The 26,628-nt window shown below is 65.5% G+C and carries 21 protein-coding genes; 14 read left to right on the top strand and 7 right to left on the bottom strand.

Annotated features, from left to right (window positions below; genetic code table 11):
- Positions 1-326: 326 nt before the first annotated feature.
- The 9 genes from M3I56_RS22250 to mnmH all read left to right on the top strand — a co-directional run bounded on the left by M3I56_RS22250 (position 327) and on the right by mnmH (position 8,800).
- Positions 327-1,055: a YebC/PmpR family DNA-binding transcriptional regulator gene (locus M3I56_RS22250; protein WP_028205715.1), complete on the top strand. Its 729-nt coding sequence runs from the start codon at positions 327-329 to the stop codon at positions 1,053-1,055.
- A 123-nt stretch (positions 1,056-1,178) separates the two neighbouring features.
- The gene (gene purD, locus M3I56_RS22245) at positions 1,179-2,453 is read left to right on the top strand and encodes a phosphoribosylamine--glycine ligase (protein WP_254355837.1); all 1,275 of its coding nucleotides are present in this window, start codon (positions 1,179-1,181) and stop codon (positions 2,451-2,453) included.
- Between the two features lie 337 nt (positions 2,454-2,790).
- Positions 2,791-3,726 carry an oxygen-dependent coproporphyrinogen oxidase gene (gene hemF, locus M3I56_RS22240; RefSeq protein ID WP_254355836.1) on the top strand — a complete coding sequence of 312 codons (936 nt, stop codon included), beginning with the start codon at positions 2,791-2,793 and terminating at the stop codon, positions 3,724-3,726.
- A gap of 4 nt (positions 3,727-3,730) precedes the next feature.
- Entirely contained in the window at positions 3,731-4,459 is a 729-nt protein-coding gene (locus M3I56_RS22235) for a nicotinate-nucleotide adenylyltransferase (protein WP_254355835.1), read from the top strand.
- 2 nt (positions 4,460-4,461) lie between these two features.
- Positions 4,462-4,929: a ribosome silencing factor gene (gene rsfS, locus M3I56_RS22230; RefSeq protein ID WP_254355834.1), complete on the top strand. Its 468-nt coding sequence runs from the start codon at positions 4,462-4,464 to the stop codon at positions 4,927-4,929.
- A 36-nt stretch (positions 4,930-4,965) separates the two neighbouring features.
- Positions 4,966-5,436 (top strand): 23S rRNA (pseudouridine(1915)-N(3))-methyltransferase RlmH, encoded by a 471-nt coding sequence (gene rlmH, locus M3I56_RS22225; RefSeq protein ID WP_254355833.1) that lies wholly within the window; start codon positions 4,966-4,968, stop codon positions 5,434-5,436.
- A 125-nt stretch (positions 5,437-5,561) separates the two neighbouring features.
- Entirely contained in the window at positions 5,562-6,185 is a 624-nt protein-coding gene (locus M3I56_RS22220) for a nucleoside triphosphate pyrophosphatase (protein ID WP_254355832.1), read from the top strand.
- 8 nt (positions 6,186-6,193) lie between these two features.
- Positions 6,194-7,663 (top strand): ribonuclease G, encoded by a 1,470-nt coding sequence (gene rng / locus M3I56_RS22215; RefSeq protein WP_028205722.1) that lies wholly within the window; start codon positions 6,194-6,196, stop codon positions 7,661-7,663.
- Between the two features lie 36 nt (positions 7,664-7,699).
- Positions 7,700-8,800, top strand: coding sequence for a tRNA 2-selenouridine(34) synthase MnmH (gene mnmH, locus M3I56_RS22210; protein ID WP_254355831.1), 1,101 nt, complete (start codon positions 7,700-7,702; stop codon positions 8,798-8,800).
- Between the two features lie 53 nt (positions 8,801-8,853).
- On the opposite strand, the gene M3I56_RS22205 is transcribed toward mnmH, so the two are convergent.
- On the bottom strand, positions 8,854-9,171 hold the full coding sequence (locus M3I56_RS22205; protein ID WP_254336519.1) for a DUF4148 domain-containing protein: 318 nt from the start codon (positions 9,169-9,171) through the stop codon (positions 8,854-8,856).
- A gap of 179 nt (positions 9,172-9,350) precedes the next feature.
- Positions 9,351-10,277 (bottom strand): glycosyltransferase family 2 protein, encoded by a 927-nt coding sequence (locus tag M3I56_RS22200; protein WP_254355830.1) that lies wholly within the window; start codon positions 10,275-10,277, stop codon positions 9,351-9,353.
- A 377-nt stretch (positions 10,278-10,654) separates the two neighbouring features.
- Here M3I56_RS22200 and M3I56_RS22195 point away from each other — a divergent pair, with 377 nt between their 5' ends.
- Positions 10,655-11,737 carry a glycosyltransferase family 9 protein gene (locus M3I56_RS22195; RefSeq protein ID WP_254355829.1) on the top strand — a complete coding sequence of 361 codons (1,083 nt, stop codon included), beginning with the start codon at positions 10,655-10,657 and terminating at the stop codon, positions 11,735-11,737.
- Between the two features lie 101 nt (positions 11,738-11,838).
- Here M3I56_RS22195 and msbA read toward each other — a convergent pair whose 3' ends face one another.
- A complete protein-coding gene (msbA, locus tag M3I56_RS22190; RefSeq protein ID WP_254355828.1) occupies positions 11,839-13,623 on the bottom strand; it encodes a lipid A export permease/ATP-binding protein MsbA in 1,785 nt (594 codons plus the stop codon).
- Positions 13,624-13,900: 277 nt separating this feature from the next.
- On the opposite strand from msbA, the gene M3I56_RS22185 reads away from it, so the two are divergent.
- A complete protein-coding gene (locus M3I56_RS22185; RefSeq protein WP_254355827.1) occupies positions 13,901-14,716 on the top strand; it encodes a glycosyltransferase family 2 protein in 816 nt (271 codons plus the stop codon).
- Positions 14,713-15,546 carry a glycosyltransferase family 2 protein gene (locus M3I56_RS22180; RefSeq protein ID WP_254355826.1) on the top strand — a complete coding sequence of 278 codons (834 nt, stop codon included), beginning with the start codon at positions 14,713-14,715 and terminating at the stop codon, positions 15,544-15,546. Before M3I56_RS22185 ends, M3I56_RS22180 begins: the two co-directional genes overlap by 4 nt.
- 65 nt (positions 15,547-15,611) lie before the next feature.
- On the opposite strand, the gene dnaE is transcribed toward M3I56_RS22180, so the two are convergent.
- On the bottom strand, positions 15,612-19,169 hold the full coding sequence (gene dnaE / locus M3I56_RS22175) for a DNA polymerase III subunit alpha (protein ID WP_254355825.1): 3,558 nt from the start codon (positions 19,167-19,169) through the stop codon (positions 15,612-15,614).
- A 299-nt stretch (positions 19,170-19,468) separates the two neighbouring features.
- On the opposite strand from dnaE, the gene M3I56_RS22170 reads away from it, so the two are divergent.
- Together M3I56_RS22170 and gluQRS are read left to right on the top strand one after the other, a co-directional pair.
- Positions 19,469-20,350 carry a sulfurtransferase gene (locus tag M3I56_RS22170; RefSeq protein WP_254355824.1) on the top strand — a complete coding sequence of 294 codons (882 nt, stop codon included), beginning with the start codon at positions 19,469-19,471 and terminating at the stop codon, positions 20,348-20,350.
- Between the two features lie 9 nt (positions 20,351-20,359).
- Positions 20,360-21,310, top strand: a complete 951-nt coding sequence (gluQRS, locus tag M3I56_RS22165) for a tRNA glutamyl-Q(34) synthetase GluQRS (RefSeq protein WP_254355823.1) — start codon at positions 20,360-20,362, stop codon at positions 21,308-21,310.
- Positions 21,311-21,380: 70 nt separating this feature from the next.
- Here the strand turns inward: gluQRS and M3I56_RS22160 are convergent, their stop codons facing one another.
- The 3 genes from M3I56_RS22160 to M3I56_RS22150 form a co-directional block, all read right to left on the bottom strand.
- Complete coding sequence (locus M3I56_RS22160; RefSeq protein ID WP_254355822.1) at positions 21,381-22,859, bottom strand: DEAD/DEAH box helicase; 1,479 nt, start codon at positions 22,857-22,859, stop codon at positions 21,381-21,383.
- Between the two features lie 598 nt (positions 22,860-23,457).
- Entirely contained in the window at positions 23,458-24,894 is a 1,437-nt protein-coding gene (locus tag M3I56_RS22155) for an aldehyde dehydrogenase family protein (RefSeq protein WP_254355821.1), read from the bottom strand.
- Between the two features lie 24 nt (positions 24,895-24,918).
- Positions 24,919-26,565, bottom strand: coding sequence for an acetolactate synthase large subunit (locus M3I56_RS22150; protein WP_254355820.1), 1,647 nt, complete (start codon positions 26,563-26,565; stop codon positions 24,919-24,921).
- Between the last annotated feature and the right edge of the window lie 63 nt (positions 26,566-26,628).

Here is a 26,628-nt window from a genome sequence, read left to right as displayed (position 1 = left end):
TGCCTACGTAACGCAACGCCGGACGATGGCCGGTTACGCCGCCCCCTTAGCACCCCCTGCGGGCGGCGTAACCGGCCATCGTCCGGCGTTGCGTTACGTAGGCAGGCGAAGCCGGTCGGTCCCGGCGTGATAAAATTCAGATCCACCTGAACGGGCGCTGCGTGCCGTCCTGCCGGCACGTGGTGCTACGCGGGCGTGACGCGCGAGGCACGCGCAAAAATCACGCGCGCCGCGCGAACGACGCGCGAAGGCCGCGCCCGGGAACATCGCAACGACAACAGCACATTGCACACTGCACGCGCATGGCGCGTGAGACGGAGAAAGGTATGGCGGGTCATTCGAAATGGGCCAACATCAAGCACAAGAAGGCTGCTGCTGACGCGAAGCGCGGCAAGGTCTGGACGCGGCTCATCAAGGAAATCCAGGTCGCGGCGCGCATGGGCGGCGGCGACATCGACTCGAACCCGCGCCTGCGTCTGGCTGTGGACAAGGCGTACGACGCCAACATGCCCAAGGACAACATCAACCGCGCCATCCAGCGCGGTGTGGGCGGCGTGGACGGCGCGAACTACGAGGAAATCCGCTACGAAGGCTACGGCATCGGCGGCGCGGCCGTCATCGTCGACACGATGACCGACAACCGCACCCGCACGGTCGCGGAAGTGCGCCACGCGTTCTCGAAGTTCGGCGGCAATATGGGCACGGACGGCTCGGTCGCGTTCATGTTCGATCACGTCGGCCAGTTCGTGTTCGCGCCGGGCACGCCCGAAGACGAACTCATGAACGCCGCGCTCGAAGCGGGCGCCGACGACGTCGTGACGAACGATGACGGCTCGATCGAAGTGGTCTGCCCGCCGTTCGACTTCACGAAGGTCAAGACCGCGCTCGAAGCCGCGGGCTTCAAGGCCGAAATGGCCGAAGTCACCATGAAGCCGCAGAACGAGGTCGAATTCACGGGCGACGACGCCGTGAAGATGCAAAAGCTGCTCGACGCTCTCGAAAACCTGGACGATGTCCAGGACGTGTACACCAACGCGTCGATCGCCGAGGAATAAGGCGTCGACCCGGGAGGCCGCGTCGAGGTCTGTTTTGGCCCCGCCTCCTGCTTGCGATTTTCACGGCCGGCGCACTGTGCGCCGGCCGCAACTGTTTCTGGTCTTGGTCTTTCGGGGATTCTCATGAAGTTACTCGTCGTCGGTTCTGGCGGCCGCGAACATGCGCTGGCGTGGAAGCTCGCGCAGGCGCCGCGCGTGCAGCTCGTCTACGTCGCACCCGGTAACGGTGGCACCGCGCAGGACGAGCGGCTTGCCAACGTCGACATCACGGATATCCACGAGCTCGCCGATTTCGCCGAGCGCGAAGGCGTCGCCCTGACGGTGGTCGGTCCGGAAGCGCCGCTCGCGGCCGGCATCGTCAACGTGTTTCGCCAGCGCGGCCTGAAGGTGTTCGGCCCGTCGAAGGAAGCCGCGCAGCTCGAAAGCTCGAAGGACTTCGCCAAGGCGTTCATGAAGCGCCACAACATCCCGACCGCCGCCTACGAGACCTTCTCGGACGCCACGGCCGCGCACGCCTACGTCGAAAAGAACGGCGCGCCCATCGTCATCAAGGCCGACGGCCTCGCAGCCGGCAAGGGCGTGGTCGTGGCGATGTCGCTGGAAGAAGCGCACCAGGCCATCGACATGATGCTCGCCGACAACAAGCTCGGCGACGCCGGCGCGCGCGTGGTGATCGAGGAGTTCCTCGCAGGCGAGGAAGCGAGCTTCATCGTCATGGTGGACGGCAAGCACGTGCTCGCGCTCGCCTCGAGCCAGGACCACAAGCGCCTGCAAGACGGCGACCAGGGCCCGAACACGGGCGGCATGGGCGCCTACTCGCCCGCGCCGATCGTCACGCCGCAGTTGCACGCACGCGTGATGCGCGAAATCATCCTGCCAACCGTGGCGGGCATGGAGAAGGAAGGCATCCGCTACACGGGCTTCCTCTACGCCGGTCTGATGATCGACGCGCAGGGCAACCCGAAGACGCTCGAATTCAACTGCCGCATGGGCGACCCCGAAACGCAGCCGATCATGGCACGCCTGAAGGGTGACTTCTCGAAGGTCGTGGAGCACGCCATTGCCGGCACGCTCAACCAGGTCGAGCTCGAATGGGACCGCCGCACGGCGCTTGGCGTCGTGCTCGCGGCGCACAACTATCCGGACACGCCGCGCAAGGGCGACCGCATCAGTGACATTCCTGCGGAGACCGCCGATTCGGTGACGTTCCACGCGGGCACGCAGAGGGTGGACGGCAAACTCTTGACCTCGGGCGGCCGCGTGCTGTGCGTGGTGGGTCTCGCCGATTCGGTGCGCAGCGCGCAGAACGTCGCGTACGAGACCGTGAACCGCATCTCGTTCGACGGCATGCAGTATCGCAACGACATCGGCTATCGCGCCGCGGGGCGCAAGCAGTAAGCGCAGCGCCTGGTTGGGGCCGCCTGCTTCGATGCGGCCCCAAACGAAGCGGGCGGCTATGCGAGCCCCGCCTGGCTACGTGCCGTGGCCGCTACGCAACGGCGCTCTCAGGCGTTTTTGTCTGGCCGCTTGCGCGCCGAAACGCCATCCACCGCGCAGCAGCCCGAAACGCGCGCGACAGGCAGCCCGCGCGGCCGCCGTTGGCGCCGGGCGTCGCACCAATCGGCGCTACACTGCCGCTGTCAGGCCGCCCCGGGCGGTCTATCCGAATAACCCAACGAATAACGCGACGAATAACCGATTCCAGTGCCCGCGCGCTGCCGTCCCCATTTCATCGATGACCAACACCCCTAACAGCGCCTACCCCGACAGCGCCGCCGTCCGCGCCTGGCTGGCCGGCCTGCAGACGCAGATCGCCGACACGCTCGGCGCGTTCGACGGCAAGCCGTTCGCCACCGACAACTGGCAACGCGGGCCTGGCGAGAAGCTGCGCGGCGGCGGGTGCACGCGCATCATCGAAGGCGGCGAGTTCTTCGAACGCGGGGGCATCGGCTTTTCCGACGTTTCCGGCGACGCCTTGCCGCCCTCGGCAACGGCGGCGCGCCCCGAACTCAACGGCCGCGGCTTCGAGGCGATGGGCGTCTCGCTCGTGCTGCATCCGCGCAATCCGTATTGCCCGACCGTGCATATGAACGTGCGCATGCTGCTCGCCACCAAGGCGGGCGAGGCGCCGGTGTTCTGGTTCGGCGGCGGCATGGATCTCACGCCCTATTACGGCTTCGAGGAAGACGCGCAGCACTTTCATGGCGTGTGCCGCGACGCGCTCGCGCCCTATGGCGCGGACCTGTACCCGCGCTTCAAGCGCTGGTGCGACGAGTATTTTTTCCTGAAGCACCGCAACGAAGCGCGCGGCGTGGGCGGGATTTTCTTTGACGATTACGCCGCCGGCGGCTTCGACGAGGCGTTCGCCATGCTCAGGAGCGTGGGCGACAGTTTCCTGAAGGCGTATCTGCCGGTCATCGAAAAGCGCCGCGCAACGCCCTATGGCGAAGCCGAACGCGAATTCCAGGCGTACCGGCGCGGCCGCTACGTCGAATTCAATCTGGTCTGCGACCGCGGCACGCATTTCGGCCTGCAAAGCGGCGGCCGCACGGAATCGATCCTCATGTCGATGCCACCGGGCGCCACCTGGCGCTACGACTGGCAGCCGCAGCCGGGCACGCCGGAAGCGCGCCTCTACAGCGACTTCCTGCCCGTGCGCGACTGGGTCTGACGCCGTGACGCAAGCTTTCACCGTCCCGCCCACCGCGCTCGAACGGCGCGTCGGGCTGCTCGGCGGTACCTTCGATCCGATCCACGAGGGCCATCTCGCACTCGCGCGCCATTTTGCTCGCGTGCTGGGCCTCAACGAACTGATCCTGCTGCCTGCCGGGCAACCGTGGCAGAAGCCGGACGTTACCGCGGCGCAGCATCGGCTCGCCATGACGCGTGCCGCCGCTGCCTCGCTCGCGCTGCCGGGCGTGACGGTGACGGTGGACGCCGACGAGATCGAGCACAACGGCCCGACCTACACGGTCGACACGCTGCGCCGCTGGCGCGCGAGGCGCGACGTCAACGGCGAGAGCAACGCAAAAGCGGCGCTCACGCTGTTAATGGGCGCCGATCAACTGCTGCACCTCGATTCGTGGCACGAATGGCGCGAGCTTTTCGCGCTCGCGCATCTGGGCGTGGCGAGCCGCCCGGGCTTCGATTTTTCCGCACTGCCGCCCGAGGTCGCGCGCGAAGCCGCCGCGCGCCGTGCAGGCGCCGGCGCGCTTGCGACCACGCCGCACGGGCACCTGCTGGTCGACGACACGCTCGCGCTCGACGTTTCGGCGACCGAAATCCGGCGCGACCTGCCGGCCTGCGTGGCACGCGGGCAACGTCGCGGCACCGCCGCCGACAAGCTTCCCGCGGCCGTGTGGGACTATATCCTTCAACATCATCTCTATCTGCATCACGGGTAACTATGGACATCCGCAAACTTCAACGCGCCATCGTCGACGGTCTCGAAGACGTCAAGGCACAAGACATCCGCGTCTTCAACACGAGCCATCTGACCGAGCTGTTCGACCGCGTGGTCGTTGCGAGCGGCACTTCGAACCGCCAGACCAAGGCGCTCGCCAACAGCGTGCGCGAGAAGGTCAAGGAAGCGGGCGGCGACATCATCAGCACGGAAGGTGAGGACATCGGCGAATGGGTGCTCGTGGATTGCGGCGACGCGGTCGTCCACATCCTCCAGCCCGCGCTGCGCCAGTACTACAACCTCGAGGAAATCTGGGGCGACAAGCCGGTGCGCGTGAAGCTCACGGCCAATACGGGCTTCGTGGGTGCGCGCCCGAGCGAGCCGATGGACGACGAGGACGAAGACGAAGAAGCCGCGCCGGCCGTCAAGAAGCCCGCGCGCAAGAGCGCTGCGCGTAAAACCGCGAAGTAAGCGCAGCGCGTTCGCGAACGACAATCGACCCGCACGATGAAACTGCATATCGTCGCCGTCGGCCACAAGATGCCGGACTGGATCGCCGAGGGCTTCGAGGAATATACGAAGCGCATGCCGCCGGAGCTGCGCATCGAGCTGCGCGAGGTGAAGCCCGAGCAGCGTTCGTCGGGCCGGTCCGCCGAAAGCGTCATGGCGGCCGAGCGCACGCGCATCGAAGCCGCGCTGCCGAAGAACGCGCGCATTGTCGCGCTCGACGAACGCGGCCGCGACTGGACCACGATGCAGCTCGCCAAGGCGCTGCCGCTGTGGCAGCAGGACGGCCGCGACGTGGCGTTCCTGATCGGTGGCGCAGACGGCCTCGACCCCGAACTCAAGTCGCGCGCCGACACGCTCTTGCGCCTGTCCTCCCTCACGCTGCCGCATGCGATGGTGCGCGTGCTGCTCGCCGAGCAGCTTTACCGCGCGTGGACCATCACGCAGAATCACCCCTATCATCGCGTGTGATGCAGGTTTAAAGCGCGCCCGCGCCGCTTTTCGTCGTGCGCCGGCGCCCCGCTTGCGCCCCCGCTTGAGCCCGGAATGGCAGGCGCGCACGTCAACCCGAAGTCCGTAACGACAAAGACGCTCCGATGCCCACCAACGCGCCCTATCCGTTCGTCTATCTCGCCTCGCAGAGCCCGCGCCGCCAGGAGCTGCTGCAACAGCTCGGCGTGCGCTTCGAGCTGCTGCTGCCGCGCCCCGACGAAGACGCCGAAGCGCTCGAAACCGCGCTGCCCGGCGAGCAAGCCGCCGTCTATGTCGAGCGCGTGTGCGCCGCGAAAGCCGACGCCGCCCGCGCGCGCCTCGTCGCGGGTGCGCACCAGCACGCGCCGATTCTCACCGCCGACACCACAGTCTCCATCGACGGCCATATTCTCGGCAAGCCGCACGATGCAGCCGAAGCCTATGCGATGCTCGAGCGCCTCGCCGGACGCGAGCACGAAGTGCTCACCGCGGTGGCCGTCGTCAATGCCGAAGGGGTTTGTCTGCCCGTCACGGTCTCGCGTTCGCACGTGCGTTTTGCCCCTGCGATGCCCGCCGCGATCGCGCGTTACGTGGCGAGCGGCGAGCCGTTCGGCAAGGCCGGCGCATACGGCATACAGGGCCGGGCGGCGGAATTCGTCGAGCGAATCGACGGGTCCTATTCGGGTATCATGGGTTTGCCACTATTCGAAACGGCCGCCCTCCTGCGCGCCGCGGGCATCGACTTCTAGAACAAACCATGAACGAAGAAATCCTGATCAACGTCACGCCCCAGGAGACGCGCGTCGCATTGGTCCAGCAAGGCGCAGTACAGGAGCTTCACGTCGAGCGCACGCTGTCACGCGGGCGCGTCGGCAACGTCTATCTCGGCAAGGTCGTGCGCGTGCTGCCGGGCATGCAGTCCGCGTTCATCGACATCGGTCTCGAGCGCGCCGCGTTCCTGCATGTGGCCGATATCTGGCATCCGCGCATTGCCGGCGAAGCGCATGCGCCCGTGCATCATCAGCCCATCGAAAAAACCGTGTTCGAAGGGCAATCGCTCATGGTGCAGGTCGTGAAGGATCCGATCGGCACGAAGGGCGCCCGGCTTTCCACGCAGGTGAGCATTGCGGGCCGCACGCTGGTCTATTTGCCGCAGGAACCGCACATCGGCATCTCGCAGAAGATCGAGAGCGAGGCCGAGCGCGAAGCGGTGCGCGCGCGCCTCACGGCCGTGCTGCCCGCCGACGAAAAAGGCGGCTATATCGTGCGCACGATCGCCGAAGACGCCACGAGCGAAGAGCTTGCCGCGGACGTCGCGTATCTGCGCAAAACGTGGGCGACGATACTCGCTCAGGCGCAGCGCGTGCCCGCCACGAGCCTGCTGTATCAAGACCTGAATCTCTCGCAGCGCGTGCTGCGCGACTTCGTGAACGACGAGACCTCGCGCATTCAGGTCGATTCGCGCGAAACGTTCCAGAAGCTCACCGAGTTCGCCACCGAATTCACGCCCGCCGTGCTGCCGAAGCTGCATCACTACTCGGGCGAGCGGCCGCTGTTCGATCTCTACAACATCGAGGCCGAAATCCAGCGCGCGCTCTCGCGCCGCGTGGACCTCAAGTCGGGCGGCTACCTCGTGATCGACCAGACCGAGGCGATGACGACCATCGATGTGAACACGGGCGGCTACGTCGGCGCGCGCAACTTCGACGACACGATCTTCAAGACCAATCTCGAAGCGGCGCATACGATCGCGCGGCAATTGCGCCTGCGCAATCTGGGCGGCGTGATCATCATCGATTTCATCGACATGGAGAACGTCGAGCATCGCGACCAGGTGCTCGGGGAGCTGAAGAAGGCGCTTTCGCGCGACCGCACGCGCGTGACCGTGAATGGCTTCTCGCAGCTGGGGCTCGTGGAAATGACGCGCAAGCGCACGCGCGAATCGCTCGCGCACGTGCTGTGCGAGCCTTGCCCGATTTGCCTCGGCAAGGGCCAGGTGAAGACCGCGCGCACCGTTTGCTACGACGTGCTGCGTGAAATTCTGCGCGAGTCGCGGCAGTTCAATCCGCGCGAGTTTCGCGTGGTCGCTTCACAGCAGGTCATCGACCTCTTTCTCGAGGAAGAGTCGCAGCATCTCGCCATGTTGATCGACTTCATCGGCAAGCCGGTTTCGCTGCAGGTGGAGTCGAATTTGAGTCAGGAACAGTACGACATCGTGCTCATGTAGCGCGACGCCGTTGCAGGCATCACCGGAGCATCGCAGTTGAATCACCAGCGCGTCACCATTGAACAGATCGGCGAATTCGACGAGATCGTCGACGTACGAACGCCGCTCGAATTTGCCGAGGACCACGTTCCCGGCGCGATCAACGCGCCCGTGCTCAGCAACGAGGAGCGCGTGATCGTCGGGACCATGTACAAGGACTCGCCCTTCGAGGCGACGCGCGTGGGCGCGGCCATGGTGGCGCGCAATATCGCCATGCATCTCGACACGCTGTTCGCCGACCGTCCACGCAACTGGCGCCCGCTCATCTACTGCTGGCGCGGCGGCAAGCGTTCCGGCTCGATGACGGCCTGGTTCAACATGATCGGCTGGCGCGCGCGTCAACTGGATGGCGGCTACAAGGCCTATCGGCACACGGTCGTTCAGGCGCTTGGCACGTTGCCCGAAGGGTTCCGCTATATCGTGCTGGCCGGGCCGACCGGGAGCGGCAAGACGCGCCTGTTAAAGGCGCTGGGACGGGCCGACGCGCAGATGCTCGATCTCGAAGGGCTCGCTGCGCATCGCGGTTCGTTGCTGGGCGCGCTGCCGATGCGAGCGCAGCCGTCGCAGAAGTCGTTCGACACGGCGCTCGTGCAGACGCTGCGCGGCTTCGACGCCACGCGCCCCGTGTTTGTCGAGGCCGAGAGCCGGCGCATCGGCATCATCACGCTGCCGCCCGCGCTCGTAGAACGTCTGCACGGCGCGCCTTGTGTCGTACTCGATGTCGCGCGCAAAGAACGTATCGACTTGCTGCTCGAGGAGTACGGACATTTGTTCGACGACCGTACGTATTTCCGCGAGCAACTGAACAAACTCACGCCGCTGCACGGGCGCGAGCGTATCGAATCGTGGTGCAAGCTGCTCGACGAAGATCGACGGGCGGAGCTTTACGAGACGCTCGTCGCGCAGCACTACGATCCCGCCTACACGCGCAGCACGCGGCGCAACTTCGCGAAGCTGGAAAAATCGCTGCACTTCGCGTTCCAGCCGATGACGGGCGACACGCTCGTGCAAGCCCGCACGCTGCTCGCGCTGCTGGAGGAAACGTCGTACGCCGCAGAACCTGCGGGCAGCGAAGCCGAAGCGCCTCGCGCCGTCTGACGTATCCCCTTCCCCTTCGCGCACTTCACAAAAAGCACGCGCGCCGCGATGGCTTAGCGCGAGTACATCGCGTTCCAGTCTTCAGGCGACACCGTGGCGCGGCCGCCCGATTGCGAGGCGTTGGCCACGCCGCCGTAGCTGCTGTTTGCACCATTCAACGCCGCTACCTTCGCCTGGGCGGCCTGGATCGCTTCCGGATAGTGGGCGTTGTCGCCATCGCCAACGCGGTAGCCCGCCTGCTGGAGCTGCACGAGTTCGGCGCGCACCTGGGCGCGGGTGATGGTCGAGTGCGACTGCGCGAACGAAGCGGTGGGAAGAGCGGCAGCGGCAAGAGCGGCGGCGACGGCAACGGCTTGAATCAGGGACTTCATGGAAACGACCTCCAGTTGGATCAGGCGGTCGACGTGCGACGGTATGTGCATGCGACCGATGTACGCATCGTATGCTCACGATTGACTAGGGTTAACCCCTAGAATCCTAAGGCACTGTTCCAATTCGAGGCAAAGTCCGCGCGATCCGGCGCCGAAGGGCGCCGTCGGCGTTTGCGCCCTTACTGGCGCGGCGTGGCGTTTTGAGTCAACGAGGCGGTGTGCTGAAGTTGCGCGGGCAAATCGGGCTCCCACGCTTCGAGATCTTGGGTCGGGTAAAGGCCGAACGCGTACATCACCCGCTTGAGACGGCTCACGAAGTTGGGCCGCGGCACGTTGGGAAGCATGCCCGGCGCGGCGTCGGCCGTGCGGGCCATGTAGTTGTACTTGAAATCGCGCTGCGTCACGCCCCACTTCAGGAGGAATTCGCGGCCGCCGCGATTGCGGCGTATGCGTCCCGTCGTACGGCAGCCGAAATGGTAGATACGGCTCGCGCCTACCGAGCGGAACGTGCGGCAGCCGACCAGCCAGAGCTTCATCAGAAAGTCGTCGTCGCTGCTCATGCCCGGCCCGAATTCGATGCTATAGCCACCCACGCGCAGCCAAAGCTCGCGGCTCACGAGGGTCGGCTGCAGCGCGATGCCGTTGCGGTCGGCCGTGTTCATCTTCGCGGCGAATTCGAGCAGCCCCGCCTCGTTGAAGTCGGCAGGACCCGTGCCGAAGTGGGCGACCGTCACGAGGCCGTTGCCGGTGTCGGTCGGCTCGATGATCTGCGAGGCGAGATAGGCAGGCGCCTCGCCGATTTCGCGCAGTGCGTCGACGAAGGCCGAATCCCAACCGGGCGTGCAGAACATGTCGTCGTTCATGAACAGGATCCACTCCGTCGTGGCGAGGCGCGCCACGTCGTTCACGGCGAGGCATACACCCACGTTCCCCTTGCTCCACGTATGGCGGATGCCCTGTTCACGGACCCAGTCGAGCGTGCCGTCGCTGCCGTCGTTGACGTGCACGAGAATCTCGTGCTCGAACGAAGAATGGCGCCGGATGCTGTCGACGCACATCTTGAGGTACGGCAGGTTATTCCAGGTCGGGATCAGAATACTGAACATGAAGGTTTGCCCTAGAAAGGGTCAGATTTGACATCCGTGCGTTCCGTGCTCGCCGCGAGAACGGCCAGCATGGACGCGTGGAAAATGGGTTCTCTCATCACGTCCTGACTACGCGGCTTTTTGGGTGCGAAGCATGACGAGAAACGCGATATTGTACGCATACATTCTTCTTACCCGAACCCGCCGCGGAAGTTCGTATCCCGCAGTGCCCGCCAATTCAGCCGCCCCTCATTCTTCGTGAAGCGCGCAGGCCACTATCGTGTGATAATAAGAGGTTATCTTGAAGACCAAGTAGACCCGTGTTTCAGCAGAGCAACTCAAACACTTCGTGGGTTTCGCCGGCAAGCTGGCTCGATCGGACCGTTTCCCGGTCCTGCATGATCCCCTATGCGGGCGTGCCTTACGAGCCGGAGCCATTTCTTCGCAGCACCAGCCGCATCAAGATCGCGAAGAAATACCTGCACAAGCAGTTTCTTCTGAGGGCGCACCGCCAGATGCGCCTCGAACAGGCACATCTGGACCCTTCGCAGCGAATCCTGTGGGTCTACGCCAAACGCAACTTCGGCGACGCGACGATGGACATGGCCGGCCGCGCCCTGCTCAAGGACCTGGGCGTGCGCATCGATCTGCTCGCGCTGCCGTCGCTGGCGCCGCTATTCAGCGAAGACGACGTGTTTGGCAAGGTCTACGGCGACCCGGGCGAAGTTGACGCGAGCCGCTACGACGCGATCCTGCTCTCCGAGTACAACCTGCCCTCGATTCGCATCAAGACCCGGCACTTCGCGAAGCTGCCGTTCGCGGGCCTGTTCCGTTACTTCAACGGCCCCGACCGCAACCAGACCCGCTTCAGCTTCGCGAGCGTCAACGACGTGTTTTCGCTCGGCCACGACGCCGACACGCTCGCCGCGATCAGCAAGCCCTATCTCGCCAGCAAGCCGGCAACACGCGAGTCGGTGCGCGGCCTCTTGCCTGCGCGTCCGTTCATCGCCATCGCGGCGGGTGGCGTGGACCCCGATCGCACCTACAACCGCTGGTCCGAAGTCATCGAATTGTTGAGCAAGTACGACGACGCGAGCGCCGCGAAGGAAATCGTCGTGCTCGGATCGGACAACGGCACGCAAATCGCGGAGCAGTTGTGCGCGAGCGCGAGCGCCAACGTGCGCATCCGCTCGCTGACCGGCAAGCTCGCGTTCCTTCAGGCACGCGAGATCGTTGCGCACGCAGAACTGTTCGTCGGCGCGGACGGCGGCCTGATGCACGTCGCCCACACCACGCAAACGCCCAGCGTCTCACTGTTCCGGCATCAAGAGCCGCCCTACCTGCGCTTGACCCAAGCCTGCCGATCCATCGGCCTGCAGGGCAGCGGCAACGTGGACACCATCCCGCCCGCGCAAGTCGTTGGCGCGATGCTGCGCCAACTCGCCGCTCGCGCTCCCGCGACAGCGCCCGCCGCCGCCTGATCACCCCAGACATATAGCGGCTCAGGCCCATGCCGCGCGCCGGCGCGCCTTCATGAGCGCGGCGCGGCTGAACTCGCGCGCCGCGTCATCGCCCAGAAGGGTCAGGCAGCGCTCTGCTGATACTGGATCTTGTGCAGGTGCGCGTACATGCCGCCCTTCTCGAGCAGCTGCTGGTGCGTGCCGGATTCGACGATGTGGCCGCCATCCATCACGAGGATGCGGTTCGCGCGCTCGATCGTCGACAGGCGGTGCGCGATCACGAGCGTCGTGCGCCCGCGCATCAGCGTTTCCAGCGCCGCCTGCACGTGGCGCTCCGACTCCGAATCGAGTGCCGAGGTCGCCTCGTCGAGAATCAGGATCGGCGCATCCTTGTAGATCGCACGGGCGATCGCCAGGCGCTGGCGCTGGCCACCCGAGAACTTCATGCCGTTATCGCCGATCAGCGTCTCCATGCCTTCGGGCAGCGCCGAGATCGTCTCCCACAGGTTCGCGGCGCGCAGCGCGCGCTCCACGCGCTCGCGGTCGGCCGCCTGGCCATAGGCGACGTTGTTCGCGACCGTGTCGTTGAACAGCACCACGTCCTGGCTCACCATCGCGATCTGGTTGCGCAGCGCATGCACGTCGTAATCGGCGATCGATACGCCGTCGACCATCACCTGGCCGCCGCTCGGATCGAAAAAGCGCGGCAACAGATTCACGAGCGTGGTCTTGCCGCTGCCGGACGGGCCGGCGAGCGCCACCATTTCACCGGGGTTGATGCGGAACGACACATGGTCGAGCGTCACGCGATGGCTCGCCCCATAAGCGAACGACACGTCGCGGAACTCCACCTCGCCGCGCGCGCGTTCGAGCGGCAAGCCGCCGCCCGCGGGCTCGGGCGGCTCGTCGATCAGCCCGAAGATCAGCTCGGCCGCGGTCATGCCGCGCTGCAGCGGCTGATTCACGTCGATCAGGTGCTTGAGCGGCGAGATCACGAGCAGCATCGACGTGACGAACGCCACGAAGCCGCCAACCGTCGTCTGGTCGTTCGAGGCCTGGACAACGGCAATGGTGATGACGATCGCCAGCGCGATCGAAGCGAGGAACTGCGTGAGCGGCTGCGCGAGCCCGCCCGACACTGTCATGCGCATCTGGTAGCCGCGCAGGCGGCGGCTCATTTCGCCGAAGCGCTCCTTTTCGTAGCGCTCACCGTTGTGAACCTTGACGACCTTGTAGCCGCCCACGGTCTCCTCGACGATATAGGACAGGTCGTTCGTGAGCATCTGATGCTCGCGGTTCAGCCGGCGCAGACGCCGGTTGATCTTGCTGACGAGCCAGCCGATAGCCGGCAGCAGCACTGCGACGATCAACGTGAGCCGCCAGTTCAGATAGAACAGGTAGCCGAGCAGGAAGACCACCGTGAGCGAGTCGCGCACGAGCGTGACCAGCACGCCGAGCAGCACGCCGAGAATCTGGTTGACCTCGAACACGATCGCGTTGATGACCGTACTCGCGGTTTCGCGCTGAAAGAAGCCGACGCTCGCGTGAATCATGCGCTCGAACATCTTGAGCCGCAGCGCCAGCAGCACGCGGTTCGACACGTACTGCAGCAAGTAACCGGACGCGTATTGCGCGAGGCCGCGCACGAGCGCCAGCCCGATGACGGCGGTGGGCACCAGCCACTTCGCTTTCGCATCGCCGCGCGTGCCGAAGCCGTGATCGAGCAGTGGCTTGAGCAGCGCGGGAATGCCGGCTTCGGTGGCGGCCACCACGGCCATCGCGAGCACGCCTGCAAGGAGCACCCACATAAGCGGCTTCACATACGGCCACAGCCGCCGACCAATCACGATCGGCGACGACTTGGTGTCGGAGCCGATCGGCTTGCTCAAGGTTGATCTCTCGCCCAAAATTTCCTCGAAAAAAATGCGGGTAGTCTGCCCGCCCCCCGGCAAACAGGTACGCCATTGTAAACGTTCGGCCCAGGAGGCGATGTATCCGCCCGGCCGGGGTCGGCGCCCGAGCGGTTTCGTAGCCACCGGTGTTTTTGTATATACTCAGCGATTCGGCTTCGGGGCACGAACGCGCGCGCAGCAGGCGTCAGCGCGATCTCTTCGAACGCGAGGCCGGCTCCAGCCGGCCTTCCCACCCTCTTCACCTTGTTCCAGCCATCGCGAGCCAGCGCCGATGAACGACAGCGCCAAACCCGATGCGATCAGTGTCATCGTCATCGTCAAAAACGAAGCACACGATATTCGGGACTGCCTTGCTTCCGTGCACGGCTGGGTCTACGAAATCGTCGTGCTCGATTCGGGCAGCACGGACGGCACCCAGGCCATCTGCCGCGAGTTCGGCGCGACGGTCGTCGAAACCGACTGGCCCGGTTTCGGCCCGCAAAAGCAGCGCGCGCTCGACGCCGCCCGCGGCCCGTGGATTCTCTCGCTCGACGCCGACGAACGCGTTTCCGCCCTCCTTCGCGACGAGATTCTCGCAAGCGTGAAGACGAAGGGCGCCGACCTGTTCCGCGTGCCTCGCCAATCGAACTACTGCGGCAAGTGGATCCGTCATTCCGGCTGGTCGCCCGACTACGTGACGCGGCTCTTTCGCCGCGACGCGGCGCGCTTCTCGAACGATCTCGTGCACGAACGCGTGATCGCCGCGCCCGAGGCGCGCGTCGGCACGCTCGCTCAGGCGCTGATTCACTACAGCTTCCGCGACTTCTCCGAAGTGCTCGGGAAAATCGACAGCTATTCGACCTACGGCGCGACCCAGGGCGCGGCGCGCGGCAAGCGCGGCGGCCTGCGCAAGGCGCTGCTGCACGGCTTCTGGTCTTTTGTGCGCAGCTGGATCATTCAGCGCGGCTTTCTCGACGGCAAGATGGGCTTCGTGCTGGCGATCTCCAACGCCGAAGGCACCTACTACCGCTACCTGAAGCTCATGCTCCTCGAGACACAGCAGTCCGCCGCCGCAAAAGCCCGCGACGCCGCACCGGAAAGCCGATGAGCGCGCGTCGCGACATGCTGATTTCGGTGATCGTCAGCACCTATAACCGGCCCGATGCGCTCGAACGTGTGCTGGCCAGCCTGAACGCGCAGTCCGACACGCACCATGAAATCATCGTCGCCGACGACGGCTCGGCCGATGCGACCCGCGCAACCGTAGAGCGCTGCGCGGCGTCGAGTCCGGTGCGCATGGAGCACGTGTGGCACCCGGACGTCGGCTTTCGCCTCGCCGAAATCCGCAACAAGGGCATCGTGGAGGCTCGCGGCGATTACCTGATCTTTCTCGACGGCGACTGCGTCGCGCAGCACGATTTCGTTGCGCGCCATCGGCAGCTCGCAAGCGAACACGCCATCATCACCGGCAGCCGCATCCTGCTCGACGAAACGCTCACGCAGCAGGCGATCGCGCAGACGATCCCGCTTGCGGACCAGGGCTTCGGCTTCTGGATGCAGCAACGCCTCGCCGGCCACGTCAACAAGATCGCGCCCCTCTTCGTCAAGCTGCCGGATCGCAAGTGGCGCGTGATCGAGCAGTTCAAGTGGCGCGGCATCAAGGGCTGCAACATGAGCGCCTGGCGCAGCGACATCGAGCGCGTGAACGGGTTCGACACCAGCTTCACCGGCTGGGGGCACGAGGACGCCGATTTCGTGGCCCGGCTCGCCAATTGCGGCGTGCACCGCAAGCTCGGCGCCTATGCCACGGAAATCTTTCACCTGTGGCACCGCGAGCAACCGCGCGCGCAGGCAAGCTCCAATGAGGAAAGGGTCAAGGTGCGTATCGCGGACGGTACCGTGCGCGCCGAACGCGGTCTGGCCGAACTCGCGAGGTAACCGGGCGTTTCGCCGAACGACGCGACGGCGTGGCAGCGCGAAAACTGCCATGCCGCCCGATCCCGTCAGTACACGATCTCGATTTCACTGCCCGCGAACTCGCCACGCAGCGCGGCGAGCAGGTCGTCGGTGGGCTTGACGCGCCAGGCGTCGCCCAGACGCACTTCGCCTTCCGCCCGATCGTTGCGATAGGCGATCTGCACCGCGAGCCCGTTCGGAATGACCGCTTGCGCGCGCTCGCCGCGATCGCGCCCGAAGCCGCCACGGCCGCGCGTTTCCGTGGCAGGGGCCGGCAGCGAGTCGTCGGGCTTCGCGCGATACGCTTCGAGCACCGTGCGCAGCGCGCCGGCATTGGCATTGCCGTTCATCTGCAGCTTCACGGCTTGCGCATAGCGGCTACGCGCGCGCTCCAGATCCATCACGGTATCCACGGTGAAGCGAATGCCGCCCGTGAACGCGTCATTGCGCGCCCCGCCCTGCACGACGAGCAACTCGTCTTCCTTGAAGAGCGCCTTGTGCGCCTCGAACTGCTCGTTGAAGACCGTCACTTCGCACTGGCCGGTGCCGTCGTCGAGCAGCGCGATCAGCATTTTGCCGCGCTGGGTCATTTGCGTGCGCAACGACGCGATCACGCCCGCGATCAGCTTGTCGCGCCCTTCCTTCAGCTCGCCGATCTTCTGGCGCACGAAGCGGCGCACTTCGTCCTTGTAGGCGTCGAACAGGTGGCCCGAGAGGTAGAAGCCCAGCGCCGCCTTCTCTTCCTGGAGCTTGCGCTTCTCGCCCCACGCCGGCTCGTCCACCAGTTCGTGCGCGGCGAGCGGCGCGTCGCCCATATCGAAGAGGCCGGCCTGCATGGCGTTGGCGCTCGCCTGGTCGGCGGCTTCCATCGCCATCGGCACGGACGCGAGCAACTGTGCACGGTTCGCGTGAATCGTGTCGAACGCGCCGGCGCGGATCATCGCTTCGATGGTGCGGCGATTCACGAGACGACGGTCGATGCGCTCGCAGAAGTCGAACAGGTCCTTGAACGGACCGCCCTCTTCACGCGCACGCAAGATTTCTTCGATGGCGTTCTGGCCGCTGCCCTTGATCGCGCCGAGACCGTAGCGGATCGTGCGCGAGCGCTTGCCTTCGGCCACGCTGGCGTCGGCCACCGGCTCGAAGCGGTACGCCGAGGCATTCACGTCCGGCGGCAGCACGACCATCTTGTTGGTCAGGCAGTCCTCGAAGAGGATCTTCACCTTGTCGGTGTCGTCCATGGCGAGCGACATATTCGCCGCCATGAATTCCGCCGGATGGTGCGCCTTGAGCCACGCTGTGTGATAAGCGAGGAGCGCGTAAGCGGCGGCATGCGACTTGTTGAAGCCGTAGCCCGCGAACTTCTCCATCAAGTCGAAGGTCTCGTCCGCCTTCTCGCGCGTGAGGCCATTCTTCGCCGCGCCTTCCGCGAAGATCTCGCGGTGCTGGGCCATTTCCTCGGGCTTCTTCTTGCCCATCGCGCGACGCAGCAAGTCCGCGCCGCCGAGCGAGTAGCCGCCGATGATCTGCGCCATCTGCATCACCTGCTCCTGGTAGACCATAATGCCGTAGGTCTCTTTCAGAACAGGTTCGACACGCGGATCGGGATACTCCACCACTTCGCGGCCGTGCTTACGCGCGCAGAAGCTCGGGATCAAGTCCATCGGGCCCGGACGATACAAGGCGACGAGCGCGATGATGTCCTCGAAGCGGTCGGGCTGCGCGTCCTTCAGCATGCCCTGCATGCCGCGGCTTTCCAGCTGGAACACGGCAACCGTATTCGCTTTCTTGAGGATCTGGAACGACGGTGCGTCGTCGAGCGGCACCTGGGCGAGCGACCAGTCTTTCTTCGACGGATCGAGCATGCGGATATAGCGCTCGGCCCAGTCGAGAATCGTGAGCGTGGTCAGACCCAGAAAGTCGAACTTCACGAGGCCGACGGCTTCCACGTCGTCCTTGTCGTACTGGCTCACGACGCCGCTTTCGTCGCCCTGCGTGTAGAGCGGGCAGAAGTCGGTGAGCTTGCCCGGTGCAATCAGCACGCCGCCCGCGTGCATGCCCACGTTACGCGTGAGACCTTCCACGAGCTGCGCGAGGTCGAGCAGCTGGTGCACTTCGTCTTCGTTGTCGTAGCGCTCCTGCAGGAGCGGCTCTTCCTTCATCGCGTCGGCGATGGTGACATGCTTGCCCGGCTTGAACGGAATCAGCTTGGCGACGCCGTCGGTGAAGTTGTAGCCGAGATCGAGCACGCGGCCGATGTCGCGCACCGCGGCCTTCGCGGCCATGGTGCCGAAGGTGGCGATCTGCGACACCGCGTCGGCGCCGTACTTCTCCTTCACGTACTGAATGACGCGGTCGCGCCCGTGCTGGCAGAAGTCGATGTCGAAGTCGGGCATCGACACGCGTTCCGGATTCAGGAAGCGCTCGAACAGCAGGTTGTAGCGCAGCGGATCGAGATCGGTAATGCCGAGCGCGTACGCGACCAGCGAGCCCGCGCCCGAACCCCGGCCCGGCCCCACCGGCACGCCGTTGTTTTTCGCCCAGTTGATGAAGTCCGCAACGATCAGGAAGTAGCCCGGAAAGCCCATCTTGATGATGGTCCCGCACTCGAATTCGAGCCGCTCGTTGTAGCGCGCGCGTTCCTGCTCGCGTTCGGCTTCGTCCGGATACAGCTGCACGAGGCGCTTTTCGAGACCTTCTCTCGAAAGCTGCACGAGATAGTCGTCGAGCGAGAGGCCGTCGGGCGTCGGGAACAGCGGCAGCTTCGGCTTGCCGAGTTCGAGCGTGAGATTGCAGCGCCTCGCGATTTCGATGGTGTTCGCGATTGCCGAAGGAATGTCCGCGAACAGCGCGGCCATTTCGTCCTGCGTGCGAAAACGCTGATCGGTCGTGAAGCGCTTCTGGCGGCGCGGATTCGCGAGGATGTCGCCTTCCGAGATGCACACGCGCGCTTCGTGCGCGGTGTATTCCTCGTCGGTCATGAACTGCATGGGGTGCGTCGCGACCACCGGCAGCTTCAGTTGCGACGCGAGCGCCACCGCCTGCCCGACATACTGCTCGCCGCCGGGCTGACCGCAGCGCTGCAACTCGATGTAATACGCGTTCGGAAACAGCTTCGCCCAGCGCTGCGCATGGCGCTTCGCGCTTTCCGCATTGCCCGCCGCGAGCGCGAGACCCACATCGCCCTGTTGCGCACCCGAGATCGCGAGCAGGCCCTCGGCCAGCCCTTCTTCGAGCCACGCGACGTCGACTTCCGCGCGGCCGCGATACTGGTTCGTGAGCCACGCCTTGGAAAGCAGTTCACACAAATTCAGGTAGCCGCGCTTGTTCTTCACCAGCAGCAGTAGGCGCGACGGCTTGTCGCGGTCGGCGGGATTCGCGATCCAGACGTCGCAGCCGGCGATGGGTTTGACCCCTTTGCCGCGGGCTTCGGTGTAGAAACGGACGAGGCCGAATGCGTTACCGAGGTCGGTGAGCGCGAGCGCGCCCTGGCCGTCTTTGGCCGCCGCCTTGACGAGGTCGTCGAGGCGCACGATGCCGTCGGCAATCGAGAATTCGGAGTGGACGCGGAGATGGACGAAGCGGGGATCTGACATGGCCGTCATTGTACCTTCAGGGGCACGCGATTTTCGGCGCACGCTCGCATGAGCAAGTGATGTTGGCCGGGGCGGCCCAACCGCTCTGGCCAGGACCTTGCGCGGGCGCAGGGCCGCCGCACGGCATGACGATTACGCCGCAGGCGGCGCGAGTCGCGATTGAGGGATAATAGCGGATTGCGCCCGCCGCGCGCCCTGCCCCAATTCCGTTTGCGGGGGACCCGCAGTCCGGACCCGACGTTGACAGGCAGCATGCGCGCCCGGCTCCGGTTTCACGCGCCTATTTGTGGCGCCTTTCCAGTTGCACCATGCGTATCCTCAATCTTTCCGCTTACCAGTTCGCCACGCTCGACAAGGCCGCCGAGTGGCGTCCGCTCGTGCTCGAGCGCTGCCAATCGCTCGATTTGCGGGGCACGATCCTGCTCGCGCCGGAAGGCATTAACCTGTTCGTTGCCGGCGATGAAGGCAACGTGCGCGCCTTCATGCACTACATCAACCACGATCCGCTCTTCGAGGGCAAGTTCGCGACGCTGCGGTTCAAGGAAAGTCTCTCCGAAACGCGGCCCTTCAACCGCATGCTCGTGCGCCTGAAGCGCGAGATCATCACGATGAAGAAGCCCGCGATCCGCCCCGAGAAAGGCCGCGCGCCTTCCGTCGCGCCCGTCGTGCTCAAGGAGTGGCTCGACCGCGGCTTCGACGACGCAGGCCGCCCCGTTGTCATGCTCGACACGCGCAATGCGTTCGAAATCGACGTCGGCACGTTCGACAAGGCGCTCGACTACCGCATCGACAAGTTCAGCCAATTCCCCGGGGTGATCGAGGCGAACCGCGCCGACCTCGAAGGCAAGACGGTCGTGTCGTTCTGCACGGGCGGCATTCGCTGCGAAAAGGCGGCCATCCACATGAAGGAAGTGGGCATCGAGCACGTGTACCAGCTCGAGGGCGGCATTCTCAAATACTTCGAGGAAGTGGGCGGCGCGCATTACACCGGCGACTGCTTCGTGTTCGACCAGCGCACCGCGCTCAATCCGCGGCTCGAACCGACGGACACCGTGCAGTGCTTCGCGTGCCGCGCCGTCGTGACGCCGCAAGAGCAGGCTTCGCCGCTTTACGTAGCGGGCAAGAGCTGCCCGGCGTGCCATCCGGAGCGCGCGAGCGCGACGGATGCAGCAGCTCAGGCTGCCGCTTAAGCCGCGCGCGTGAGCGCAACGCCGCAAGGGTATCGCGGGCGCTTCGCGCCCTCGCCCACTGGCCCGCTGCACTTCGGCTCGCTCGTTTCGGCGCTCGCGAGCTGGCTCGACGCGCGAGCGCATGGCGGCGTGTGGCTCGTGCGCGTGGAGGACATCGACGGCCCGCGCACGGTGCCGGGTGCAGTCGAGGACATTCTCGCGACGCTTGCGGCCTTCGGCTTTCACGCCGACGAACCACCCGAATGGCAGAGCCGCCGCATCGATCTGTACCGCGCGGCGCTCGACCGGCTGATCGCCTTAGGCCACGTCTACCCGTGCGGCTGCACACGCAAGGAAATCGCCGATTCGCAACTGCGCGCGCACCAGCGCAACACCACGCTGATCTATCCGGGTACCTGCCGCAACGGCCTGCACGGCAAGCCCGCACGCGCATGGCGGCTGCGCGTGCCTGACCTGGAAGCTGCGGGCGAACCCCACGCCGAAGCTGCCGGCGTGCACGCCAATCCCGCACTGATCCGCTTCGACGACCGCTGGCAAGGCGCGCAGCACCAGAACCTCGCAACCGAAGTCGGCGATTTCGTGCTGCTGCGCGCGGACGGTCAATGGGCCTACCAGCTGGCCGTCGTCGTGGACGACGCCGACCAGCGCATCACGCACGTGGTGCGCGGCGCGGACCTGCTCGACTCGACGGCGCGGCAAATCTGGCTCCAGCAGTGTCTTGGCGTGCCGACGCCCGCGTATCTGCATGTGCCGGTTGTCACGAACGCGGAGGGAGAAAAGCTCTCGAAGCAGACCGGGGCGCAGGCGCTCGATGCGTCACGCCCTCTGGAAGCGCTGATGGCCGCGGCGCGGCACCTGGGCCTCGTTTTGCACGATCCCGCGCCCGCGACGCTCGCAGCGTTCCAGCTCGACGCGATCGATGCGTGGCAGCGGCGGCTCGCGCAATTGCCGGCCGCATAAACAAAAACGGCATGCCGCCAGGAGCGACATGCCGTTTTTTCTGCGTTGCGCGATGATTTCGCGCTCAAACTCAGCTCGACGAAGACGACGTCGGCTTGTTGCGCCACGACGACCCGAGGCCGCCCAGCAGCGCCGCGAGCGGCTGCTTCGACTGCTGTTTTTGCGGCGCGGCGTTCGCGGGATTGTCTTCCGCCTTGCTGCGCGCACTCGCCGAGGGCTCGTAGGGCTTCAGGAAAAAATCGTCGACCGGCTGCGATCGATGATGATGCGGGCGCTCGAACGAGGCCGCCCGGCGGTGCGTGCCACGCTCACCGCGGCCTTCGCGGCTCTCGTAGCCGTCGCGCTCGCGGCGGCGGCCGCCACTTTCGTGATGCGGCACCGGCACGTCGACCACGAGGCGCTCCACGGTCAGCGGACGCTTGATGAGCTTCTCGATATCGGCGAGTTGCTTCTTCTCGTTCGGGCTGCACAGCGAAAGCGCATCACCCGAGGCGCCCGCGCGGCCGGTGCGGCCGATACGGTGCACGTAGTCTTCGGCGTTGAAAGGCAGGTCGAAGTTGATGACGGCGGGCAGCTCGACAATGTCGAGGCCGCGCGCGGCCACGTCGGTCGCCACGAGCGCTTCGATTTCGCCGCGCTTGAAGGCGTCGAGTGCCTGCATGCGCTCGCTCTGCGTGCGGTCGCCGTGGATCGCGGACGCAACGATGCCCTGCTTTTCGATCTGGCGTGCGAGACGGCTCGCGCCGATCTTGCTGTTGCAGAACACGATCACCTGCTTCAGGCCCCGGTCGCGGATCAGCTGAACGACCGCGCCGGTCTTGTCGCCCTCGGCGACTTCGTACACCACCTGGGTGACGTTGGTCGCGGTGGAGTTGCTGCGCGCCACCTCAATGGTCTGCGGCGTGCGCAGATAGGTCGCGGCAAGCTTCTTGATCTCGCCCGAGAACGTGGCCGAGAAGAGCAGCGTCTGGCGCTCCTTCGGCAGCAGGTTCAGGATGCGCTGCAGGTCGGGCAGGAAACCCATGTCGAGCATGCGGTCGGCTTCGTCCAGCACGAGCATCTGCACCTGACCCAGGTTCGTGGTCTTTTGCTGCACGTGGTCGAGCAGGCGGCCAGGCGTCGCAATCAGGATTTCCACGCCGCGGCGCAGCTCGTCGGACTGCGGATTCATGTCGACGCCGCCGAACACCACCGCGCTGCGCAGCGGCGTGTGCTGCGCGTAGGTGCGCACGTTGTTGGCGACCTGGTCGGCCAGCTCGCGCGTCGGCGTGAGAATCAACGCACGCACCGGATGGCGGGCGGGCGAAGCGCTCGTGCTCGCCATCGGCAGGAGGCGTTGCAGGATCGGCAGCGAGAAGCTCGCCGTCTTGCCCGTGCCCGTTTGCGCGGCGCCCATCACGTCGCGGCCCGTGAGCACCACGGGAATCGCCTCCGCCTGGATCGGCGTGGGCGTCGTGTAGCCCTGCTCCTTGACGGCCCTGAGGATTTCGGGGGCCAGACCAAATTGGTCAAAGTTCGCAGTGCTGGGCGTGACGGCTGTGTCGGACATGGTGGCTTCGCTATAAAGGCGCTATTCGCGCAAGGCGCGGGAGCGCCTCAAATGGTCACTGCTGGGCATTGCAGGTCGATGCAAAGGCGCCGGACAACACGTCAGGCGCCCTCCTGCGACGGGCGGAACACACGCCCGCGAGGGCTTCCCGGCAAACGGATGGCCCGGGATGGCCCGTGGGACGACGAGACAATCTGCCGGGGACGGGGCGCTGGCTGCATCGCCGCGCTCGCTCGGGTTCAACCCAGCCAGACTCGCTCGATTCCAGATGGTTCCGGCGCCGTCCTCGTCTATTGACTGGCGTGCGCACCGGATATGTTAACGGCTCGATCGGCTTTTTCAGGCCGATCCAGCAAGCCTCGGGGCGGCTTGCTGCCTGCTTGCCGCCTGCTTGCTGCCCGCTTGCTGCCTGCTCGCTGCCGGCGTTCTGCCCGCCCTTTGCGGCAGGCGCAAAGGGCCGAAAGGCCGGTATTGTAGCACCTTGGCATAACTCCCTATGGCAGCGGGCCATGCGTTCTGCAACACGGCGCACGAGGAAAACCCGCGCGCCATACGGCGAAGCATCGCACCCTTTTTCCGCCAGCCCGCTGCTCACCACTCACCACGTCTCGCGCATCACCATCAGCCGCAGTTCGGTCATATCCTCGATCGCGTAGCGTACGCCCTCGCGCCCGAGGCCCGAGTCCTTCACGCCGCCGTACGGCATGTTATCGACGCGAAATGACGGAATGTCGTTGATCACCACGCCGCCCACGTCGAGCCCATCCCACGCGCGATGCGCGTTGGCGAGCGAATCCGTGAACACACCCGCCTGCAGGCCGAAATCGCTGTCGTTGACGATCTCGAGCGCACGGCCGAAGTCGTCGAAACGCTCCAGGATCGCGACCGGCCCGAACGCCTCCTTGCGATAGAGGTCGGTGTCGCGGCGCACGTCTTCGAGCAGTGTGGCCTCGAACATCGCGCCGTCCACCTTGCCGCCCGCGACGATCTTCGCACCCGCGAGCACCGCGCTCTCCATCCAGCCCGCCAGACGCTTCGACTCGGACTCGGAGATCATCGGCCCGACGAAGGTCGTCTCGTCCTTCGGGTCGCCCATCTTGAGCGTCTTGACCTTGGCGATGAGTTTCTCGCGCAGCGTGTCGTAAATCGACGCGTGCACGAGAATGCGCTGCACGCCGATGCAGCTCTGCCCCGACTGGTAGTACGCGCCGAAAGCCAGGCGATCGACCACGTAATCGAGCTTGCCGCCCTGATCGCCGTCGACGATAGCCGCCGCATTGCCGCCGAGTTCCAGCACCACCTTCTTCTTCCCGGCCTTCTTCTTGAGGTCCCAGCCCACCGCGGGCGAGCCCGTGAACGAGAGCAGCTTGAAGCGCTCGTCGGTGGTGAAGAGGTCGGCGCCGTCGCGGTGCGCGGGCAGGATCGAGAACGCGCCCTTGGGCAGGTCGGTTTCCGCCAGCACCTCGCCGATGATGAGCGCCCCCACCGGCGTGCGGCTCGCGGGCTTCAGCACGAACGGCACGCCTGCGGCGAGCGCCGGCGCGACTTTGTGCGCAGCCAGATTGAGCGGGAAATTGAACGGCGAGATGAACGAGCACGGCCCGATCGGCACACGCTTCACGTAGCCGTGATAGCCCTTCGCGCGCGCCGAAATCTCGAGATTCACGATCTCGCCGTCGATGCGCACGCTCTCTTCGGCGGCCACGCGAAACGTGTCGATCAGGCGCGTGGCCTCGCCGCGCGAATCGTTGATCGGCTTGCCCGCCTCGATGCACAGCGCCATCGCCAGCTCGTCGAAGCGCTCGCGAAAGCGCGCCACGCAATGGTCGATCACGGCCTGGCGCTTGTACGGCGGGAACGCGCGCATGGCGGGCATGGCGGCTTCGGCGGCCGCGATGGCTTTGTCGATCGCTTTCGCGTCGGCGAGCGCGACGCGCGTGGCGACTTCGCCGCTGAATTTGTCGGTGACTTCGAGGTCGGTGTTGGCGGCGACGGCCTCATTGGCCAGATAGTACGGATAAGTCGGTTTGAGCATGACGGGTTCTCCGTAAGTGCGGCGTCAAAGCTGCGCGCTCAGGCGCTTGATGTCGCGATTGAGCACGCGCTCGTTGTCCGAATAGTCGATGGGCACGTCGATCACATGCACGCCCGGAAGCGCCAGGCACTGCTCGACGAGCGGCTTGAGTTGGTCCGCCGAGCCCACGCGGTGTCCATGCGCGCCGTAGCTCTGCGCATAGTCGACGAAATCGGGGTTCTGCAGCGTCATCCCGTAATCGGGGAAATTCATGTTCTCCTGCTTCCAGCGGATCATGCCGAACGCGTCGTCGCGCAACAGCAGCACGACGAGATCGAGCTTCAGGCGCACCGCCGTCTCCAGTTCCTGCGAATTCATCATGAAGCCGCCGTCGCCGCACACCGCCACGACCTTGCGCTGCGGATGCACGATCTTCGTGGCAATGGCCGAGGGCAACCCCGCACCCATCGAGGCGAGCGCGTTGTCGAGCAGGATCGAATTGGGCTCACGCGCGCGGTAGTAGCGCGCGAACCAGATCTTGTACATGCCGTTGTCGAGGCACAGGATGCCGTCCTCGGGCATCGCGCCGTACACGTCGTGCACGAGCCGCACCGGATACATGGGAAAGCGCTCGTCGTGCTGGCCTTTGGCGAGATGCGCCTCGAAATGGCGCTTGATCTCCTCGAAGCGCGCGAAATCCCACGCGTGCTCGCGCGGTTTCAGGCTTTCCTTGAGCTGCCACACGGCGTTGGCGATGTCGCCCACCACCTCGATCTGCGGGAAATACACGGGGTCGACTTCCGCGCCGAGAAAATTCACGTGGATGACGGTTTTCTCTTCCGCGCTGCGCATGAAGAACGGTGGCTTTTCGATCACGTCGTGGCCGACGTTGATGATGCAGTCGGCGTGCTCGATCGCGCGGTGCACGAAGTCGCCGTCCGACAGCGTGGCGTTGCCGAGCCAGAGCGGATGCGACTCGTCGATCACGCCCTTGCCCATCTGCGTGGTGAAGAACGGGATGCCGGTTTCGTCGACGAACTCGCGCAGCACGTTGCGCGTGGTTTTGCGATTGCCCCCCGCGCCGATCATGAGAAGCGGATGGCGCGCCTTGCAGATCGCCCCGACCGCGTGCGCGACGGCCTTTTCCTCGGCCACGGGCCGGCGGCTGAAGCTCTTGGGAATGGGCTTGCCGTCGCCTTCCTCGTCGGCCACATCTTCGGGCAGTTCGAGATGCACGGCGCCGGGCCGCTCCTGCTCGGCCTGGCGAAACGCCTCGCGCACGAGCGCTGGAATATTGCCGATAGAGACGATCTGGCGTGCGTATTTGGTGAGCGGCTCCATCATGCGCACCACGTCGACGATCTGGAAATGGCCCTGCTTGCTCGACTTGATGGGCTTCTGGCCCGTGACCATCAGCATGGGCATGCCGCCTAACTGCGCGTAGGCCGCGGCCGTCACGAAATTGGTTGCGCCGGGCCCGAGCGTGGCCAGACACACGCCGGTGCGGCCCGTCAGCCGTCCGTAAGTGGCGGCCATGAAGCCCGCGGCCTGCTCGTGGCGCGTGACGATCAGACGAATCTTCGAGCGCCGCAGCGATTCGAGCAGATCGAGGTTCTCTTCCCCTGGAATACCGAACACATAGTCGACGCCTTCGGCTTCGAGCGCCTTCACGAACAGATCCGATGCTTTCATCGACCACCTCGCTGGCAAGCGCGTGGCCGACGGCGCGGGCGGCAGCCGACCTTCGCGAACAGG

Source organism: Paraburkholderia sp. CNPSo 3281, from assembly GCF_024206515.1.
Classification (GTDB): domain Bacteria; phylum Pseudomonadota; class Gammaproteobacteria; order Burkholderiales; family Burkholderiaceae; genus Paraburkholderia; species Paraburkholderia nodosa.
Note: the sequence above shows the minus strand (reverse complement) of the source record. Positions and strands in the feature narration are given on the sequence as shown.

Coding starts and splice junctions, on each gene's coding strand:
- M3I56_RS22220 (WP_254355832.1), top strand. CDS start 5,562: ATGCCCACCAACGCGCCCTATCCGTTCGTCTATCTCGCCTCGCAGAGC.
- rsfS (WP_254355834.1), top strand. CDS start 4,462: ATGGACATCCGCAAACTTCAACGCGCCATCGTCGACGGTCTCGAAGAC.
- M3I56_RS22250 (WP_028205715.1), top strand. CDS start 327: ATGGCGGGTCATTCGAAATGGGCCAACATCAAGCACAAGAAGGCTGCT.
- M3I56_RS22150 (WP_254355820.1), bottom strand. CDS start 26,565: ATGAAAGCATCGGATCTGTTCGTGAAGGCGCTCGAAGCCGAAGGCGTC.
- rng (WP_028205722.1), top strand. CDS start 6,194: ATGAACGAAGAAATCCTGATCAACGTCACGCCCCAGGAGACGCGCGTC.
- dnaE (WP_254355825.1), bottom strand. CDS start 19,169: ATGACGGCCATGTCAGATCCCCGCTTCGTCCATCTCCGCGTCCACTCC.
- M3I56_RS22200 (WP_254355830.1), bottom strand. CDS start 10,277: ATGTTCAGTATTCTGATCCCGACCTGGAATAACCTGCCGTACCTCAAG.
- M3I56_RS22170 (WP_254355824.1), top strand. CDS start 19,469: ATGCGTATCCTCAATCTTTCCGCTTACCAGTTCGCCACGCTCGACAAG.
- M3I56_RS22155 (WP_254355821.1), bottom strand. CDS start 24,894: ATGCTCAAACCGACTTATCCGTACTATCTGGCCAATGAGGCCGTCGCC.
- M3I56_RS22180 (WP_254355826.1), top strand. CDS start 14,713: ATGAGCGCGCGTCGCGACATGCTGATTTCGGTGATCGTCAGCACCTAT.
- M3I56_RS22160 (WP_254355822.1), bottom strand. CDS start 22,859: ATGTCCGACACAGCCGTCACGCCCAGCACTGCGAACTTTGACCAATTT.
- M3I56_RS22185 (WP_254355827.1), top strand. CDS start 13,901: ATGAACGACAGCGCCAAACCCGATGCGATCAGTGTCATCGTCATCGTC.
- hemF (WP_254355836.1), top strand. CDS start 2,791: ATGACCAACACCCCTAACAGCGCCTACCCCGACAGCGCCGCCGTCCGC.
- rlmH (WP_254355833.1), top strand. CDS start 4,966: ATGAAACTGCATATCGTCGCCGTCGGCCACAAGATGCCGGACTGGATC.
- purD (WP_254355837.1), top strand. CDS start 1,179: ATGAAGTTACTCGTCGTCGGTTCTGGCGGCCGCGAACATGCGCTGGCG.
- M3I56_RS22195 (WP_254355829.1), top strand. CDS start 10,655: ATGATCCCCTATGCGGGCGTGCCTTACGAGCCGGAGCCATTTCTTCGC.
- M3I56_RS22205 (WP_254336519.1), bottom strand. CDS start 9,171: ATGAAGTCCCTGATTCAAGCCGTTGCCGTCGCCGCCGCTCTTGCCGCT.